We start from the raw sequence: 20,940 nt of genomic DNA, 5'->3' as shown, positions 1-20,940 counted from the left end.
CCGAGCCGACAATCCAGCCACCCAGTCCCCCGCGGTCGGCGCCACATCCGATGGCACCTGCCAGCGTGAAGCGGCATCCTCCAGACGAGATCCCGACGATCGCCAACTAGCGGGGACGGCAGGTTGGCGCCTGAACACCATCAGTGCCTGCGTCACCATCCCGGTTGGCCGCCGATAGGGATCAGGCATGCTCTGGTCCACCATCCGGGCGGCTCGCTCCAGCCGGTCGAGCATGCTTGCCAGCACCGCGAGCCGCCAGGGGGACAGCGTCGCGACCTGGTCCGCCCGAAGCTCCTGCTGGGTGTCAGGCCGGACACCAAGCAGGTGCTCACCGGCCGCCTGGAGGGACCCGAGCTGGGCCAGGTACGTGTCGGTCAGGTCGGTGAACTGCTTGGACGTGACCCGGTGTCGCCCGGCCCCGCCGTGAGCGAGCTGACCCTCCAGTTCTGTCACCCGGTCCATGCGCGCTTCGCGCGCCTTGCGATCGGTGACAGCGGCCCATCGCTGCGCCAGGTCGGCCCGCACCTGCGGATCGTCGAACTGTTCCACGGCTTCGCTCACACCACCGTGAAGAACCGCGCGAACCTCGTCGTCCGTGAGGAACAACGGATCCCAGCGACCCTCGATGAACCGGATCAGCAGCAGCGGCCCCTGCTTGCCGTAGACCGGGTCGACCACCCACCCCGACTCCACCACCCGGATGACCTGGACCCGCAGCTCGTACGCCTCGGTGAAGGCCACCAGCAGACCAGGATCGTAAGGCTCGGCATCAAGGGACATGTCCCGCAACGCTTCCCGCATGCGCACCTCACGCAGGAGGTAGCCGGACCGGGATTGGGAACGGGCCAGCTCGGGATATCTGTCGGGTTGCGCGTCGAGCAGCAGCCACGCGTCGAACAGCACCTGCGCCAACGAGTCCGCCAGGCGCCCCGTGCCGTCACCGTGCCCCGTACCCTCCCGCACCCATCCCGGCAAAGACCGCGCCGACTCGCGCTGCCCGGCCAACGCCACCTGACCCGGGCCCGCCTCCCACTCCACCACCCCATCCGAACCACCATCCGGCTCCGGCCGGGCCGGCCCCAGATCGGCGACGCGCTCCCGCAGCCACCGCGCCCCCATCAGGAACGCGCTCACCGCCGACGACAACCGCGCAGCCACCTGCGACGACAGATCCGGCACCCGCTGCGCACCCGAGCGCACCCGCTGCTCCGACCACACCCGATGCACCTCGGCCAGCCGCCAACCCAGCTCCGCCAGCTGACCGGGTCGCGCCCGCACCCCAACCAACGAACCAGGACCGGCGGCCGCGGAACTCGAGCCACCCACCGAAGCGGAATCGACATCCAGATGCGGCAGGCCACGGGCCAGATCCCCCCGCCGCTCAAGCCATGACCGCAGTTCCCGGCCCGGCTCCTGCCGGGTACCCACCACCCCCGCCGCCTCCGCCAGGCCATCCAGCAGCGCCAGCAAACCGTCATCGGCGGACCCCGCCGGCCGCAGCACGGCCGCGCTCGCCTCGTCCACCTCCGATCCCACCCACAAACCGTCCATGCCCACCGGCCAAAAATCATCATCACCCCAATGCACCGCCACCACCGTGGACAGCCACCCACGTGGCCACCCGTGCACCACCACATACACCGGGTGCGACGCCAGCCCGGACTCCGTCGTGCCCAAGCTCAGGTAGAGCGGCAACCCCGCCCATTCCCCCCACAGCATCTGCTCCGGGTCCTTTTGCCGGCTGTCCGGCATGCCAACCACGAACACCGCGGCACCATCGGGAACCACACCCGCCGGCCCAACATCCGGAGCGGTCCGAGACCGATCCTCCCCGGGTAGCAACGCGGCCTGCCGCAACCAGGTCAACCGCAAACGATCACCCGCGAACCGGCCCCATTCGCGGTGCTCGACAAACACGAACCCGTCCACGTTCCGCACGGGAACGAAGCCGAGCCGCCCCAGATCGTGGTCGGTCCAGTCCCCATCAACCCTCGTGCCATGCGGCCCTTCCACTCGCGGTTTGAGCCGCTCTACCACACCTCGCTCCACCCCCAACGCCGCCAGGGTCATCTCGTTCGAACCATTCCAAGCAACCCAAGCCCCAGCCATTGCCACTGCCACGTCCAGTGCCGCATCCACGTCCTGAACGGCTTGCTCCAGCTGGTCGAGCAACCCGGCGAGCGGCGGGCCAGACGGCGACGCAACGGGGTCCTCGGTACTGGCCCGCTGAACGACGGTCTGGGCACCGGCCGCCCGCGCGGTCCGCAGGTGGGTCCGGTACGTCTCGGTCGCCTTGGTCAGCTCGGCCTGCACCCGGCCCAAGTACGTGCGCGACCGGTTGAGCCGCTGCGCCTGCTGCACCCGCCTCATGCGCGCGACGTTGGCGGCGGCGTCCGTGGCGGCTGCCCACCGCTGGCCCAGGTCAGTCCGAATCACCGCCGTGTCGTCGGGCTCGCCCGCCACCGTGGCCGTGGGGCCGTCGCCCCTCGCGGCACCGCGCAGGTCCTCGACGGTGATCGCCCGGTTCGTGCGAGCCGCGGCGGCATCGACCATGCGAGCAGCGGAGTTGCCGTGGACCGGGCCGCGGAGGATGTCCCGGAGGGACTCGGTGAATCCACTGATCCCGACCCGCCGGCCCATCGTCAGGATCATCGCCACCCCGTCCAGCTGCTCGATCGTCGGGGAGTCGAACAACGTCCGGGCGTATCGGTAGATCCGCAAAGATCCGTCATTGGCGTGCCGAACGGCACGCCGGGTGTCGTGCACGAAGAGGCTGTCCGATGTGCGCAGCCGCTCCGCCAGATCGCCCATCGCGGCGAGGACACGCGAGGCGTCGGCCAGCTCCGGCCGGAAGCCGGACGCCCGCAGCGCCAGGGTCATCAGCTCGTCCATGTGCTGCGCGGTACCCGCGTCCGGCTCTTCGCTGAGATCGAAGACGGCCGGGCGGAAGCGGCCCACCCCGCCGGAGCGCTGCCCGTCGGCGACGGTGCCCGCGGCGGTAGGGCCGGCCACCTCCGCCAGATCCGGCCCCGCCTCCCACCCGGCGGCGTCGCCGTTCAGATCCGCGCGGACGCGGTTGTCGCTGACGAACAACGGGTCCCAGCCCTCCGGCGTGTATGACGCCAGCAGCAGCGGACCTGACCCGCCGTGCACCCGGTCGGCCACCCACCCCTGGCCGTCCCGGCGGATGACCTGGATCCGTACCGCGAAGTTGGTCGCAAACGCCGCCAGCGCGCCCGACTCATAGCTGTCGGCCCCCCGCCCGGCCCGCAGGTCCACCAACGCCGGGTGCTCCGCCCCCAGTTCGAGCTCCATCACGGTCATCAGGTTCCGGGCCCGATCCCATGGCGACGCAAGGTCGGGATACCACCCCGGCCGCGCGTCATACAGCACCTGCGCCAACGTGTCCAACAGCCGCACCGCGGACGCACCGCGGCCAACACCCTGCCGCACCCACCGCGGCAGAGCCCGCGCGGGCTCGCCCAGGCGAGCCAGCACCACCCGGCCCGGCCCCGTGGCCCCGTCCACCATCCACTCGGGGCCGGCGCCCGGCTCGGGCTGAGCCGCGTCCAGGTCCCGGATCCGCTCCTCGAACCACCGCACCCCCATCAGGAACGCGCTCACCGCCCACGACAGATTCACCCGCTCCGACGTGGACAGATCCGGCACCATCACCACCGCGGGGGAAAACCCGAGCGGCGCCAGCAGGCGCCGCAGCTGCGCCGCCCCATCCCGCGGGTCTTCCTCCACCGGGCGCAACAACGCCGGCACCTGGCCGCCCCCGGCCCGGTACTCATCGAACCGCTCGTGAATCACCCACTCGAACGTGCCGGGCGAAACGCCGGGATCGACGCGGGCAGCGGCCGGTTCGATGACCGGCGCCCACCCCACCCAGCGGGCAAAGTCGATCATCACCAATGCCTTCAACAATGTCCGGCCATCGGCTGAAATCAAATCTGTATCCAACCAGTCCGCCACATAGCGCGCCACGGGATCGTTATAGTAGTTCGAGTACGACTCCGCCCATTCCGCCAACAGCGCCCAACCAGGTTCTTCGGCCCATTTCTCCAGCAACCGCCACACCGCCGCGCGCGGCCACGACCAATACGTCTCGGCCAGCCTCAGACCCAACGAGCTCAGCTGGTCGAGCCGTTGAGCCAGCCCTATCACCTCACCCGAACCCCGCCGCCGCGAGGAGTCGGGCACCTGCGGCAGGCGACGGGCCAGATCCGCCGTTCGGCTTTGCCACGACCGCAGCGCCGGACCCCATTGCTCCGGCGCGCCCACCAGGTCCGCTACCTCACCCAGCCGCGCCGACAACGCCACCAGACCCTGGTCGCCCTCCTCGGCCGGGCGCAGGTGCCACCCCGCCGGCAGCCAGCCGTACGTCTCGTGCTCCGCACCGATGACGGGCCATATGTCGTCCGCCCCCCAGTGCGCCGCCACCACCGTCGACTCCCACCCACCCGGCCACCCATGCACCACCACGAACACCGGTTCCGACCGCAGACCACCCGCCGGCACCTCCGCGTTCAGGAAGTCCAGCAATCCCCGCAACGCCACCTCCGGGTTCAGCTGCCACGGATCCCGCGCACCCACCACAAACACCCGGGCACCCTCCGGAACCGCACCCGCCGGCCCAACATCCGGAGCGGTGTGAGACGGGTCCTCCCCGGGCAGCAACGACGCCTGCCGAAGCCACGTCACCCGCATACCGGCAGTGCCGGACCGGCCCCACGCGGCCCGCTCCACAAACACCCACGAGCTGCCCAACGTGTCGACGGCCCGGCTGCCCGGCACATCCGCCCAGCTCGCCGAGAACACACCACTCTCGACTGCCGCCTGCGGACCCCCGACCGGCGGGGTACCCGGCCCAACAGACGTCGCCGGGTCCAACCCCGCAACAGACCCGGATTCGCGACCACCCCCCACCGCCACGTTTCGATCGCCATCAACCGCCGTTCGCCGCGGCGCCGCCGGCGCCGGGTCGATGCCGCCGGTGTCATCACGCCGCGCCTGCCGCGGACGCAGACTCGGGACCGCCACACCCGATTCCGCCAGAACCCGCGTCAGCTCGTCGCCGGCCGACCGCACCTTCTCTGTCCGCACCCACAGGCGCTCCAGTTCAGCGCGGTCGACCCCGGCGAGGTCAACCGAGAGCACGGCCGCCACCACGGCGTTCAGGCTGTCCTCGAACGACATCGTCAGATCCGGCTCCGGCGACACCGCTGACTCAGTCAGCTCCCAGTACCAGCGGGTCATGTGCACCAGGAGCGACCGCAACTGGCCCAGTTCCTCGACCGGCCGATACCGCCGGCGGATCTGGTCGAGGGTGACCGGCCGGGTATGCCGGCGAGCCGCTGCGGCCGCGGCCACGACGACCTGTCCGGCTCGGGCACGCCCGATCGGGTCACCCGGACGGTCGAGGATGTGCTGAATGGGCCCGGTCCGCCCCGGCAGGCCGGCCACGCGGCCGGCTTCCAGCAGCACCGCCATACCGAGGAGATTGTCGATCGAAGGCTGGGCGAACAGCACCCGGGCATGCCGGTATACCGTCAGCAACTCCGTGGCGTCGACCGTGGACCGGCCGTCGCTCAGCCTGGCGCCCAGCGCCGTCATCGCCGTGACTATCGCCGCCTCGTCGACCGGGTCCGAGCGGTGCCCCGCCTCCCGCAGCGCCACCTCCATCAGCTCGTCCATGAGCGCCGCGGCACCCGGATCGGCCCCACCTCCGGCGCCGAACACCGCCGTACGCCACGGCGCGAGCCAGCCGGCCGGTCCACTCAGATCGACGACGCTGTCCTCGGCAAAGCGACCGGCCACCTCACGCAGCACCGCGATGGCTTCGGCCCGCACCTCGTGCGACACCGCCATTCCGGGCGCACCCAGGAACAACCGGCCATCGTGCCCCTCCCCACGGGCCGCCCTAGCCCAGGGCACAGCATCCGAGCCCACACCCGGCGGACGCACCCACGCATCCGAGCCAAGCCCGACCAGCGCGTATCCATCGATGAGGGGCAACTCCCACGCCTCGCTCCAGGAACCAAGGGATGGGGACGGCAACTGCGCGGCCCGCCCGTCTCCGCTCAGCACGTAGTAGCCCGCGCCTACGCCCGGCGCCGTCTCGACCAACGTCGGCCCCGCCAACGTCGCCTGCGACCGGGTCGGCTGTTGCGACGCACCGGACATCGGCACCGCCACCAGCCGCCGCGACAAACCGAGCCGCCGGGCGGCAAGCCACGCCGCCAACTCATCCACGGCGAAGCCGCGCCCACCCGCGACCCGCAGCTCCACGACTGCGCTGTCACCGACATCAACCGGTAGCGATGCCAACCACCCGGCCAGCCCCACCATCGCCGGCTCCGCCGAATCCAGCGAGGCATCAGGGAACACCACGGTTACCCACAACCGCTCCGGCGTTGGCAACGGATCGGGGTAGCTACGCCGGTGCGGCGCCGAGTCGCTATCCGCATCAGGGACGCCGCGGCCCACCAACTCCACACCGGCCGCCGTGAACGTCGCCCTGAACCCCGCCACCGCCGGCAGGCGTAGCCGCGACTCCCAGCCCGGCAAGGCCCCCAACGATCGGAAGACGTTCACCGCCCACTCAGCGGCCCGCCCGGCCACGTGCAGGTGGGCGTCATCGCCGTCCTCGTCCCAGACCGCCGTCGCGGTCGCGAATTCCGGGGGGTCGTCCCGCGGCGCGGGTTCCTCCTGCGTCAGCGGGCTCGCCGTGAGCCAATGCTCCTCGGTCGACCGGCGCACCGCTGGCTCCGCCAGCTTGTGCACCTGGGCCGTCGCCAGCATCGCCACGTACCACTCCCAGGGCGGCGACGGGGAAGAAACCACTAGCGCCCAGTCAGGCAGGTCGACCCAGCCGTCACCCGCGGGCAGGGCATCTTCCACGTCGACGCCCGGCACGGGCACGTCGGCCACCTCGGCCAGCTCGGATATCCATCGCGTCCGCAGCGACGCGTACTCGTCCTCCGTGACCGAGCGGCCCTCCCGCCGTGCCACCTCGGTCAGGTGGCCCAACTCCTCGCGCAGCCACGTGTGCAGCACCACCACCCGCTCCGGATCCAGCAGTCCCCGCCGGGGCAGGTCACGTACCTGAAGCGGCTGGGACTGCTCGACCCAGACGTCCTGCCCCCGCATCGCGAACCGGGTGGTCATCCGCTTGATCAAGCGGGCCCGGTGCTGGTCGTCGGTCCCCTGGGGGAAGTGAGCGACCAGCGTCACCGCGGCCGCGGATGACTTCGTCACCCGCCAGGCCACCGCCAACCGCTCGCCCTCGATCGCCCCGGTCACCGCATCCGGCACCGCCGCGCGCCCAGCCCACCAATCGGGGCCACCGGCGGTCAAAGTCGCTCGGAAGTCCACCGGCTCGGGCAGATACGCCTCGTAAATCGTCTGGCCCACCTCGACACCCTCGGCCGGCAGTTCGTCCACCCGCCAGGCCAGCGCACCTCGATAACCGTTGGCGAAGGCCACCACCGCCCGCAACGTCAACTCAGCTCCGGTGGGCAGCGCAGAGCCCAAACCTTGCGTCAACCCCACACGGGGCGGCGTCGACGAAACACCCACCAGAGGAACATCCGACCAGTCGGGCCGGACGGACCTCGGCAGCGCGTCCTCGGCCAGCAACCGACGCATACTCGGCACCGCAACACCCAACCGTGCCAAGCCCCGCAGCAGCTCGTCACCGGCGGACCACACCGCCTCGGCCCGCTCCCACAACGACACCACCGAGTCGGCGTCGATCTGAGCCACATCAGCGCTGGTCACCTCGCCGCTCAGGGCCGCGAGTCGCTGCCCGAAAGACCGCACCAGGCTCGGTGTCGCCCGGCGTGCCACCTGCCACAGCTGCTCGGCCCGCGGGCGGCCCATCCTGCCCACACCCACGCCCACAACCCGCAACGCCCGCCTCAGCTTGACACCCGACGCGTGGACCCGATCGGCCAGGTCCTGCACCTGGTCGATCTCCATCGTGCCGAGCGCATCGCGCAACCGGTGAAGGCGGTTCCACAGCTTATCCACCCGGTCGGCCGCCGCCAGGAAGTCGTCAGCCGTCACGCCTTCCTCGGTCGCAACCGGCTCCGCCGGCTGCGGCAGCACCAGGACAACCCCGATCGCCGCCAACCGCTCCATTACCGGAGCGCCCCACAACGACCAGGTGTCGTTGGCCATCTGCTGGATGATCTCCAGCGCGGGTCTGTCAGACCGTGCGAGAGCCTCCCTCAGCTCCCCGAGGTTTGGCCTGAGCCCGTCGATAGCGGCTTCCGCCTCGACCAGCCGGTCATACCGCGCTAGCGCCCCCAGTGCGGGCTCTTCGATCGCCGAGTAGCGGCCGTACACGCGGGCCACGAGCAAGTCCAGCTGAGCCAGCCCCGCCTCCGGCGCGGCCGCCCGATCCACCCACTTCCCCTTCACCACCCCGTCGGCGGCGTCGGCGAGGGCGCGGCCCACCGGACCGGTCGACGGGTCCAAACCCGCAACCGAGCCTGGCCGCTCCGGCACTGCCGGATCGGGCTCCGGATCCAACCGGTCGTCCGTCAGCTGGCCCGCTGGCGGATTCCCCGACCCGTCCTCGCGCGGGTATGGGCGGGTCAGCTCACCCTGCTGCCACAGCCCCTCCGGTTCGTGGCCGGGGTGGTCCAGACCCAGGAGCCGATTCACGTCGCGTGGCAGGGACACGACCTGTAGGTGACCTTCACCGGCCTCGTCGCCGGGCCGGCGCACCCGGTCGGTGACCGTGCGGACCTGAGCCGCGAGGTGCGGATCGTCCAGGACGTGACCGACCACGGCACGCCAGACCGTCGCCGGATCTGGTGACGCCTCGACATCGGCGGCGACGCGGGTCAGGTGCAGGTCGCCCTCCCGCTCGGCCAACGCGACCCGCAATGTGGACAGCACCGACCGGGCGACGGTGACGACCGGATCGGCCGGTTCCGGCTCGGCGGACCGGAGCGCGGCGGCCACCCGTGCGCGAGCGTCCACCGCCGCGCGCAGCGCCTGGCGGCCGGCCGCGGCCGCGGGCAGCGGCTGCGGGAGGTGATGGGCGATGTCGAAGAGTTCCACCAGACCGTCGGCCGGGCTCGCCGGGGCGATGCCCGCGTCCGTGGCCAGGGATCGCAGCTGCTCGTCCGCGGCGAACGACGCCGCGGCCCCCCCGGTCGCCACGACGTCGAGCCGGGCGGCCGTCTCCAGCGCACGCTCCAGTTCCGGGAAGTCGAGCGGGATGCCGTAGGTCCTCCACAGGCGCAGCACCGCTGCTTCGTGCCCGGCACCGGCCGGGCCGCCGTCGGCGCCCACCCGCGCGACCTCACCCCGCTCGGCGAAGGCCGTGCGGTTGAGGTGATCGGCAAGCAGTTGCGCGTGCTGGCGGGTCGGCACCGGCGACACAAGCCCCGCGGCGGGGTCGATTCCATAGTTGACATGAAGCCGGTCGACGTCGCCCCACGTGAGTGGCGCCGCCAATTCGAAACCCTCCAACGCGCGGATGTTGTCGCGATAAAGGTCGAAGGACAATGCCGGGTCGTAACCGTAGGACGTGACAAGTCCGAACACCCGGCGGGCGACGATGTGCTCGATATCTATCAGTGTCTTTAGTAGGCCCGCCCGCTCGACGTAATCGACATGGTCGGGCTCAAGTATCCGCGCCATTGTGGAGTGGCTCATCCACACCGCCACGAAGGCGGGCCCCGCCTGCCCGGTGACGTCACGGGCGGTCGCCGCCGTCGGCGGTGTGACGAAGACCGGCACCGCACCGGCCTCCACGACGTTCGCCGCGCCGCCCAGTGCCAGCGCCCGGCCCGGCGTGAGCGTGATGAAGTAGCCCTCGCGGACGGGGTGAGCGGCGACGGCGTCCAGGATCGCGAGGAGCGCCTTCGCGTCGTGGGTTGGATAGGCGGCACCCTCCCTATCGTTGAAGGAGGAGAGCTGCTCGACCAGCGACGCCCACCGGGCCCACTGGAACAGGTCCCGCAGCGCCTGCGCCTCGGTGGTGTCAGCGCCGGCGAGGCCCCTGCGCTGCGCCAGACGCAGCAGGTTCTGCCGGGAGGCGAAGGGCGAGTCGGGGCGCCCGCCCAGCTCGTCGTCGATGCGGCGGGCGGCGACCAGGTCATCCTCGGTCATGGGCCATTCGCCCGGCACACCGAACACCTCGTGGATGCGCCGGGCCGCGTACGCCTCGGCCTCGTCCGGCAAGCCGATCGACCCCGCGTACTCGGCCGCAAACGACCTGCCGGGCTGCGCGTTGAGGTGCTCCACGAGGGCGTGCGCCTGCCGCTCGGTCAACGCCTGCGGCTCCGGGGTGCCCGCACGTACCCCCGAATAGACATTGACGCGAGCGACGTCTGTCCAGAGCAGGTCGGTCGGCTGCAGCGCGGATTCATGGCGTCGCATCCGGCGGTTGTCGAGCCCCGCGGCTTCGGCGCCATGGGTGTAGTGGGTGGCTGCGGCCACGCGACGCCAGACCCGCGGAAGCGGGAACCGGGCGATCAGCAACCCGAGCGGTCCCTGACGGGCGAACAGGTCCCGGTCGGCCGGGTTCAACCTTTCCACCACCGACTCGCTGTGCAGCCGGGCGACGACCAGACCATGGGGCGGCTCGGACGCCGGCGCCAGGTCGATGATGGGCAGCGCCGGGCCGGGCGAGAGCTCACCGGCTGGACGGTCGGCCGCCGCCAGCGGCAGGATCAGCGCTAGACCGTCCACGATGGACTTTTCCGCGGTGTCGATCAGGTCCGCGAGACGCTCGGGGTCGTCGACCGGGTACGACGTACCGAACCGTTCGTTGAACGCCCGCAGCGCCCGCACGGCGACCGCACGGGTGCGGGCCGCGTCGCCCCGGTCCGCCTCGTCCGGCAGCGGGTCGGGCACCACCAGTTCGACCAGGCGCCGGTGCGCCGCCAGGACCATGCCGAGCGCGGACGCGGTCCGGTGCCAGCGCGGGTCAGGCGAGGCCCCCAGCTCTTCGTCCACCTGGACGACGATCGGTGGCAGTTCCTCGTCGTCCCGGTAGAGCTCGTCCGTCCTCGAGAAGACCCAGCCGCCGAACGCCTCGCCGGCCCGTTCGTACTGCTCGAGTGCCTCGTCGAGCTCGCGGAGGGTGGTGTGGGATGAGCCGGCGAGGGCGGCCAGCCGGGCGAGCTCGAAGCGGGACGAGCGCAGGCCCTCGGTCCGGGTGATGAAGTCGATCGCCCGCCGCCGGAGACTTTCACGGACGGGTTGCAGGCGCGGATAGAGCTCCTCGGGCGCGAGCACCGGGCGATCGGGGTTCAAGTGGAACACCGCGTCCACCCCGCCGTGCCCGCCCCACAGGTAGCCCACCGGCTCGCGGTCGGGGTGGCCGATGCGCAGCGGGCGGACGGGGTCGAGCAGGACCGCCGCCAGACCGAGCGCGGCGAGTTCGATGTCGGCCAGCGACTGGGCTTCCTCGGCGCTGCGCGGGCCGACGAACTCGACCGCGTGCAGGTACCGGGCCCGCACCGTCGCGTCGTCCACGTCAAGCCCTCGACTGCGCAGCAGGTCGGCCAGCGGGTGGTCACCCTGGCCAGCCGCGTACCGGTCGAGGTCGTCGCGCAGGCGCTCCAGCACGAACCGCCGCAACTCTCTCGCGCCCGCGACAGGATCGGCGAACCTGCGCAGGATCTTTACGATCGGGTCAAAGAACGACGCCAGCAGAACGAGTTCGACGCGGGTCGGGTCCCCGTCCACACTGATGTGGCGGCGACGACCGACCATCCGCTCGACCCGTCGCCGGTACTCCACGGTGGCCTCCTGGCGGGCCCGGTTGTCGGCCTCCACCACCTTGGCCCACAGGTCACGGAGATCCTCGTCCCAGCCCCGGCCAAGCGGTGAACGAGCCGCTCCGGAATCGTCCAGCGCCGGACGACTCGACCAGGCGGCTATCTCCGGCGCGTACGGTGCGGGCCTGAACACCATCGCCAGCGGCTCGTCACCGGGATCGGGATCGGGATCGGGTGACAGCGGCGTCGCCGCCGGCAACGGCGTCTGGTACGCCTTGACCACCTCGGCGAGTTCTTCGATACGACGTACCCCCGCCACGTTGCGCGCCTGGTCGAGCAGGTAGTCGGTCATCTGATGGCGCCATCGCCGCTCGGGCCCCGTCTCCACCATTCGCCCGTACGCGAGCGCCTCGGCGGCCGCGGCAGGCAACAGCCAGCCGTCTGCGGGGTCGTGCTCGTTGCGGTAGATGAACTCACCGGTGAGCCGCCGCACGAACACCCTGTCGGCGCGAACCGGGCTGTCCGGGCCGGCGCTGTCCAGGGCCTGGGCGAGGTGCAGCATCCGCTCATTCGCGTCACGGGGTAGGCGAACCTGTGCCGGCGAGGCGCTGCCGTAGTCAGCGAACAGGGCGTCCATGACGCCGACGTGCTCCGGCGCGGCCAGCAGGTGCACATGGATCCGGTAGCCCGCCGATCGGTAGTGGGCCAGCAGATCCTCGAACCCGTCCCCGGTTGCCATCGCCGCTTCGACCGTGACGTCGAAGGGGCCGGAGCTGACCCTGGCGTGCGCCCGGTCCCACCAGAACCGCGTATCCTCGCTCACCCGGTCCGTGGCGGTTGCCGGGTTCTCGCCCCGGGCCAAGGCGTAGCCGGGGTGATACTCCGCCAGCGTCTCGATACTCACGACCGCACCAGCCACGCCGCGCGCGCGGGATGAGCGTGCATGCTCGGTCAGGCGGCTCAGGATTGCCCCGGCCGGGCCGGCGACGAACTCCGCGACCGGCCGCGCTCGCGCGGTTAGGCGCTCGAACTCGTTGGCTTCGATGTGCTCGTCGAAGATCCGCTGGCGCTCCTCGTCGCCCAGGACCACACGGACCGGTGCCAGCCCCAACAGCTCGACCCGTCGCGCCAGCGACACCCCGCCCGGGTCCCGCAGCTCGGCGAGCGGCAGCGGAAGCCGCAGGGCCCCGCGACGCCCGGGCGGAAGTTCGCGGAAGACCCGGACGATCTCGGCGAGCAGGCTCGGCACGTCGTCGACTCCGGAGACCCGGATGGTCGCCGTGCCCGCCGGAGTCCGCTCGTCGTCGAGTGCTGCGCGCTCATCCGGGCTCGGCGGCTGGTCCGTCCGGTGGATGAGGATGACGCCGTTGTCGCCGGCGGACCGCGTCGAACTGACCGGCGTCCGCGGGACAGCGGAGCTCTCGGTGCCGAGGTGGGCTTCGGTCGGCTCGCTCGGGCCGTCGTCCCAGAAGACCGGTTCCGGCGGAGGGAGGACGGGCTTGCGGATCGGCGGCGAGATGCCCCCGCGCAGGCTGTCGGCGAGCCCCATCCCCAGCATCGGCCGCGGCTGGGACGCGTCGGCGGACCCGTCGAACAGTTGGAACGTATCGATGTCGACCAGATAGCTCTGGCCCTCGCTCCGGCGCAGGTCCGCGGCGAACACATCGCCGGTGGCCGGGTCGGTGTGCACCCGGCCGGCCGAGCCCACAATGAGCCTGCCGGTCAGCGTGGCGAGCCTCTCCAGGATGGACGACTCACCGCGGCCCAACCACGAACCGGTGAACGCCAGCACCGTGCCCGGACGGTGACGCGGGTCGCCGAAACCGAGTGGCACGAGCACCTCGCGGTGGAAGTCCTCCGCGGTCATCGGCAGGCGATCGCCGTTCTCGATATAGACCGTGTCCCCGACAACCACCGACCTCAGGTGGAAGACTTCCACGCCCTCGATGTGCGGGAACGCCATCGCGGCGTGGAACTCGTTCGAGCGGCGCGCGTCGGGGTCCGACCGTGGATCGGCGGTGGAAGGCCGTACCTCGGTCCCTGACGGCGCACCCGCCACAGCAGCCGACATCTCAGCCACCAGCGCCGGATCCGCGTCCGGAACCTCAGGCTCCGACGGCGAACCCGCCACAGCACCCCGCACCCCGGCCGCCAGCGGCGAATCCGCAATGGATTGCCGTACGTCGGACCCGGACGACGAATGGGTGGAGTGCCGGCTCGGCAGCCAGTACCCGGCGGGAGTCACCACCCCGAAGGAGGGCACCAGGTTGTTCTCGATGCTCATCCTGGGCGAGGCCAGGAGCACGAACAGATCGTGCACCCAGAAGGTCAGCGTGACCGGACCCCGCCTGGGCATCCGGAGCAGGCCGCGGGCCGCGCGCGCGTCCACCGTGACGTGGACCAGCGCGTCGGCGTTCATCCGCAGACCCGGCATCGCCCGGAGCCGGGCGACCATCTGGGGCAGCGTCCGCAGCGCCGCCGCCGTGGTCGACCCGGACGCCTGCCGCAACCCGACGCCGAGCGTGACCAACATGCCCGCCCACAGCACCAGCAGGTGGCCCTCCTGCGACCGCTCCTGCGCGGAACCCTGACCCTGCCTGTGGTCGACACTGAACAGATCCGAGTACGTCTGCCAGCTGTTGATGTAGTTCTGTACCCGCGGGTTGAACAGTTCGGCCTTGATCGTCAGCTCGCCGTGCGTATCGGTCCACGCGCCCCCGGCGGCGACGAGCGGCATCGTCAGTCCTTCGAGCAACGACGCCAGCCGCATGAACACTGGAGCCGACAGCAGGTCGCTGATCGCGTTCAGGCTGCTCTGGGAGGGATTGGTCAGCTCGCGCACGGCGCCGGGCACGGAAGGTGCCCCCTCCGCCGCGCCCGCCAGGCCCCGCAGGCGTGCGAGCACCGCGCGGTTCAGCGCGGCAATCGCCTCGGGATTCGGCCGCACGGCGATCAGATCCCGCTCGTCGAGTTGGCGCTTCGAGACCGGCAGCGGCGCGGCGTCCGCCGGGAGTTCGCCGCCGGACAGTTCCCACACGCGGCGGCCTTCCGTCGGCGCCGGAACGGGCTCGATCGGGGCGAGGAAGAGGTCCCGCGGGACGATCGCCCGGTGTAGCACCTCGTCCAGCACGGGTGGGTAGGTTTTCGTACGGACGAGCCAGCGCCCGAACCCGAGCAGCAGGGTGGCGAGGAGGCGGGACGGCACCCAGGTCACGACCGTTTGGGCCCGCAGTTGGCGGGATCCGACGTACTGGCCGGCCTGGCCGGGGACGGCGATCTCGTCCCACGCCTCGCCGCCGTGCCCGAGTCCGTGCCGGTTGACGCTGCTTCGCGCGCTCCTAAACCCGGCGATGGGCCCGAGCAACGTGCCGAGCACCTTGTTCAGTAGGTCGGAAGCGGCTACCGCCACCCCGACTCTGCGCTCCGTCACCGCCGTCGTCTGGTTCCGGTGCACCGTGAACACCGTCACGACGGTCTTGGCGACCACCTGTTGCAGCCGGTAGCGCGGACGCGCGTCGGCGCCGGCGGCGCTACCGGCGCTACTACCGGCGCTACTACCGGCGCTATCGGCGTCGCTCGGCGGCTCCAGGCTCAGCACCACCCGGGCGACCTTGCGATGCAGGGGACCGGACTTGGTCGCGACCAGCGTGATGCCGGTCAGCAGCGAGTCGGCCAGCGTGGTCATGCTGCTCTCGTTGAGGACCGGGTTGCCCTCGACCACCCAGGTGGCATCGCGGAACTCGGGCGGCAGGACCGCGGCCACCGCGGCCTGCCAGGGGTTGGTGTTCGGCGCGGCTTGCTCACCGCCGATCAGGGCGAGCTGGTCGGTCAGGGCGCCGGCGGGAAGCTCCGCCAGCTCCTCGGGGACCCGCGGGCCGTGGTCGGGCTCCGATCCCTGGGTTTCCTGCGAGTCACCCCAGGACGACGCCGTGTCCTCCCAGTCGTGCTCCACGACCGGGTCGAGCTTGGCCAACGGACCGAGGCCGAGCCGGAACGGCAGGTCGGTGGCGGTCGTCGACCTGTCGATGGTGACCGGCCTTGGCCGCTCGTGGTCGTCGGGCTCCGCCAGGGGCGGGTTGGCTCGCTGGTCCAGGTCCAGTGTCCGGCCGACCGGGCCGGGCATGGTGCCAGGGTGTAGCTGGGCCTCCCGATGCCTTTCCAACTCCCACGCCACTCGATCGTCGCGCAGCTCGGGGTCGGTCCACTCCTCGATGAACGGTCCGGCGAATGGCGGGACGGTCATGGCCCAGTCAGGTTGCGATACAGGAGAGTCGATGCCGGCAGGGGCACCCGCATCAGCCGGCAGGGTGGTGACCGGGGTGCCGTTCTCGGGGAGTTCCGGAACGACAGGCAGCTGTTCGGGCGCCTGCCGGTCCATCGGCCGGAATCGCGTCAGTCCGTCCTCGATGTGTACGTACCGGGGGTCCAGCAAGCGCTTCGCCTTGCGCAGCCGGGTCCTGCCGTCGCGGCCGACCGCAACCGGGGCGGCGACGGGGCGGCCGTCCGCGCGGCTTCTGACGACGGTGACCTGCCAGATCACATCGCTCACCGTGCGCTCGTGGCGCTGGGTGGTCTCGGTGCGGCTACCCGCCTGCGCCTCGTGCGACCGCGTGCGCTCGCGGCGCTTGCCGCGGAAACCGCCGATGCCGCCTTCGCCGAGGGTCCCGGAGTAACCGATCTGGGACCGTTCCATGAGTCCCCCACCGCCGGCGAAGCCCGGGGTCTTCGCCGCGCCATGGCCGATCGACGGGCCACCCAGCTTTTCGTCCATCCGCATGAACTCGACCGGCGGCTCGCCCGTGCGGCGCTGGCGCAACGGCTGCGGGGACAGGAACACGTCGTACCTGCGGGAGGTCAGCCAGCGCTTGGTCACCAGGCTGGCATGCCCTTGGCCGTGCATGACCGCACCGAGGAGCAGCGACGTGTCCACCGCCCGCGCGGCCAACACCCGCGCCTCGGAATCGGTCACTCCCCGGCGCCACCATGCCCGTCGGCGCGGCAGCATCTTCTCGATTCGTTCCCGCAGGGCACGGGAGCCGAGCACGTCCGTGGGCACGTCGTCGATCGTCACCGGCGCGCGCCCGGTGCCGTCCTCCGCCCCCAACGCGGCCTCAGCCTTCGGCTCGGGCAGGTCGGTCACCCCGCGCGCATCGGCCCTCGCCGTGGCCGTTCGCCGCGTCAGGTCACCGGAGTCGGACGCGTTTGTGGACACGTCGTCCGTCGACACCGCGGCGGTCTCGGCCTCCTGCTCGGTCAGATCGGTCACCCGGGGCGCGTCCGCCGTCGCCGTGGCCGGCGTGACCGTCATGAACTCGGGAACCAGGTAGCGGATGGCCGAACGCGCGCTTCGGGGGGTGGCCTCCGCGGACTCGATGAGCCGCCACTGCCAGCCGTTGCCGCGCAACGCGCGCCATACCGACCGCGGCAGCGACAGGAACCAGCTCATCAGCCCGCGACGGATCTCGACGGTGACGGCGAGTTCGTGGTGGGCGTTGTAGTCGAACGACCGCGCTGGCCCCTGGTAGCGGACCGCACGGATCCGGACCGCGGTGGTCGCCGTGGAGGTCGTGTGCTCGCGCCCGGCCGTGGCGCTGAACCACCCGTACGGTCCGGGGCGGGACCACGTGATGAACCTGAACAACAGGCCGAACTTGACCGTGAGGGTCATGCTCCACGAGGGCTTCGACGCCTCGGTCACCGCGGACAGGCCGCCGGGCGCCAAGTCGATCTTGGCTTCCGCGACCCGGCCGCGGCCACGCGGTTCGGCGTCGCGGTGGAACCGCACGGCATAGTGGACGCGGGCCTGCCCGCCGCGGACCGGTACCTCGTCCACCCAGGTCAGCGTGTCGCCACCGCCGAGCTGGACGTGGTGGTTGCGCAGTGCCTCGCCGCCGACCCGGGCGCTGGCCTTCCAGCGCTCGAACGCCCCGGCGAGCGGATCGTGGCGGCCCGGGCGCGTCACCTTCCCGAGCGCCTCCCGGGTCATCGCCACCAGGTGGCCCGGGAGATCATCGGCCACGGCCAGCCACTCCACGGCGGCAGAGCCCGTGCTCCGTCCCGCCGCCAGGGCGTCCGGCGGTTCACGCCGCTCCTGCGCGGCCGGTTGGGTCGCCGCCTCGGCCGGATCCTTCGGGCCCGGATCCCGGTCCGGAGCCAGGTCCTGCCAGACATCCATCGGGAAGGTCTCCGGATGCGCCATCGCCCTGCGGAGCATGTCCTCGAACCGCTCCTGCTGCTGCACCGGAACCCAGACGAACAGTTCGGTGGCGTCGCCCACCGTGGACCTCGCCGGCACGCCCGGCATCTCCGTGACGACATCCGACCCCACGTACACGGTCAGTCGATAGCGGACGGAGTCACCGACATAGGTCATGTTGCGCACGTCGACGCCGCCCGCCTTGGCACCGGACGAACGGGCCGACCCGTGCTCAAGGTCGATCTTGACACCGCCGACGAAGCTGACGCTGATCCGCTTGAACAGCACCTCGAAGGCCGCCAACAGGTCGGCCAGGATGACGCCGAACGTGCCCCGATGTTCCGTCTCCCCGGCGCTGGTGACGACGCGCTGCGCGCTCTGCACCACGGGAGCGAACGTGGTGTCCATCGGCTCCGCGTTGAGCAACCTCACCTTCAGCGGGGCGGCTGACACCTTCCTGCGGCTCTTGAAGCCCGGCGACGGCGCCCCGGATGCGATGAGGTTGTGGATGTGCGCGTGGAACGTGGACTCGCTGACCCATGACGAGATCGCGTCCCGGGCCTTCGCGGTCAGCGGCTTGCGGCCGCTGTCGAGCCGGGCGAGAACCGCCGCACGGGGCCGGTCAAGGCCGGGCACCGAGTCCAGCGTGAAGAACGTGTGCTGCAACGCGATCGTCAGGGCCTCCGCCTGCGCCTCCGCCCGCGTCAGCGGCCGCGCGGCCCCAGGGTGCGCCACGTCCTCGATCGCGTCCAGGTACGTCTGCGCGTCCATGCCCACACGTCGGGTCCGGTCCGGCTTCTCCCGCGGCCCGACCAGGCCGATCCCGTCGGACAGCGGGGCGGCGGGCAACCGCGCGGGCATGGTGGTCTCCGGCGCGGCAGGCACCTCCTCCTCCGGGAACTCGACCCGGACCACTCCGCGCAGCGAGCCGGTCCAGGACTCCTCGCCGATCCGCGGCTTCGAGCGCGACCACCGTCGTGGCATCGCCACGCGGCGGACCTCGGTGCGCACCGACCAGTCGCCGAAGTCGAAATACACCGACAGGCCCGACAACTCCAGGAAGCTTCTGGTCGTCGAGACCACGGCGTGGCTGCTGGCGTCGGTGCGCGAGCTGGTCGCGAACGGGCCGGCGCGTAGGAAGTTCTCGGCTGCGGGAATGAAATCTCGCATGCCAATAGTCGCCATCGCCTGCTTCCGGTCGCCGACGTCCGTGTCGTGCTGATGGTGCTCCTCGCGGCCGGCGACGGGCGGGCTGTGCCACTCCTCGCCCGGCGCGTTCTGTTCGGCCAGCTGCAGGGGCACGTACTCGGCCAGGCCCAGGCGGCCCATGTCCATCCGGTACCGGACCCGATAGGTCCGCGTGCGCAGCCCTCGCCGCACGGTCACGTCCAGCGGCACGCCGTCGACGTTCTCCAGCATCTGTTGGGCCACGCCGCGCGTGCCGTCGAGCGCGATGCGGGCCAGCAGCGCCTCCCGCACCGCGGCAGACAGCCTGGCATCGAGCGACGGGTCCAGCGCGTCAACCATCGTGTCCACGAACGACTCCGGGTCGGTCAACGAACGCCGCTGGCCGGCGGTACCGGCCCCCTCCGGCTGTGCCGGGCGGAACCACAGGAGCCGCCCGTGGTGGCCGGTCGCCCACCGGCGGCGCGTCGGCCGTCCCCGCTCGTTCGTGGGGCCGTACGGGTCGGGATCGCCGAAACCGGGCGGCAGCAGCCGCGGCCGGTCATTGCGGTACTGCCACATCGCCAGTTCGTCGCGCAGCCGATAGTCCGCCCTGTCCCGTACGGTGGGCAGCGTCGCCACGACATCGTCGGCCGTCCTCGCCCGTTGCACCGCGTGCTCGTGGGCGAGATCAACCAGGATCTGCTGCTGCTCGTTCAGCGGCGCCGACCTTCCCCGGTACGGGCCGTGCAGTCCCTGTAGCGGCCTCATCACCAGCGGCGCGAACCGCACCTGCGCATCGCTGGTCGCCGTCAGGCCCAGGATGTCGGCGACCAGCGTCACCCGCTCGTCAGCGGCGGCGCTCACCTGCTCCGGCGTCGCATCCCGAACGATCCCCTCGTCGAGGTCCAGGACCAGCCCTCGTGCGGGGTCCACCAGCACATTGCCGGACCAGCGCCACTCGTCCGCCGCAACCATCACTCCGTTGCGCAGCACTGTCCGTCCGTCGCCGCTGAAGTGCGCCCGGCCCAGGCCGTAGATGCCGGCCCGCACCGGCGTGTACCAGGTGTCGGCGGCTGGAACCAGCCGACGCGGGCGCTCCGGCGTCTTGGGGCGGTCCGGCTCCGGTACGTCCGCCACCGCTTCGGGGACGTTGACCGGACGCAACCATCGGCTCGGAGCCTCCGCTACCAGGCGCTTCAGCTCGTCCCCGCCGACAACGGCGTCGGGGGCGAAGGAGACCCGGCGGGTGGTGGAAGCCACAACGGGAGACTTGTCGCCGGGGTCCACCAGCGGACTCGCGCCCTCGGCGGGGACCGGGCTCATCGGCGCGCTCGTCTCCGCGCTTGTCCACTCCTCGTCGAGGACCGGAGTTGTCGGTTCCGAGCTCTTCCCCTTGCTCGACACCGACAGGGTCCTCGAACTGATCGTCTCGGGCGTACCCAGTTCGGACCCGCCGGAAATGACCCGCCGCAGGGATGGGCGGGTCCGGCCGGCCGGCCGCGGGTGCGCAGGCATCCTGATGGGCGGCGGCGCCGCCAACTCCGGCTCTCCATAGGGGAGAGCGAAGTGCTGGTCGTCCAGCATGACGCCGGCGTCGGTGCGGGTCAGCCGGCCCTGCGACTCGCTGGCGTCGATGGCGGCGGCGACTTCCGCCGGTAGCTGTGTGATTCGTCCGTGCCCGGTACCGGTGATGAGGGTGCCTGTGCGGCGGTGTAGCAGTCCCCCGCCTGGCATGTCGGGTTGCCCGGCGACGTGGACCCACTCGTCGGCGCGCGCCCATTCGTCGCCGGGCAGCAGGATGCTGCCGTCGGAAAACACGTAGTACAT

General features: G+C 71.5%; 1 protein-coding gene (only partly in view). It reads right to left on the bottom strand.

What is annotated here, in order from left to right; genetic code table 11:
- On the bottom strand, positions 1-20,940 hold the 5' portion of the coding sequence (locus tag KJS59_RS13850; RefSeq protein ID WP_213453276.1) for a zeta toxin family protein. Its footprint begins 15,027 nt before the window's first position; 20,940 of the gene's 35,967 nt are visible here — the first part of the coding sequence; it begins with the start codon at positions 20,938-20,940; the stop codon falls past the left edge of the window.

Origin of the sequence: Rhizomonospora bruguierae (assembly GCF_018397995.1) — a bacterium.
GTDB classification, from domain to species: domain Bacteria; phylum Actinomycetota; class Actinomycetes; order Mycobacteriales; family Micromonosporaceae; genus Rhizomonospora; species Rhizomonospora bruguierae.
The sequence above is the reverse complement of the archived record's forward strand: the minus strand, read 5'-3'. Positions and strand labels throughout refer to the sequence as shown.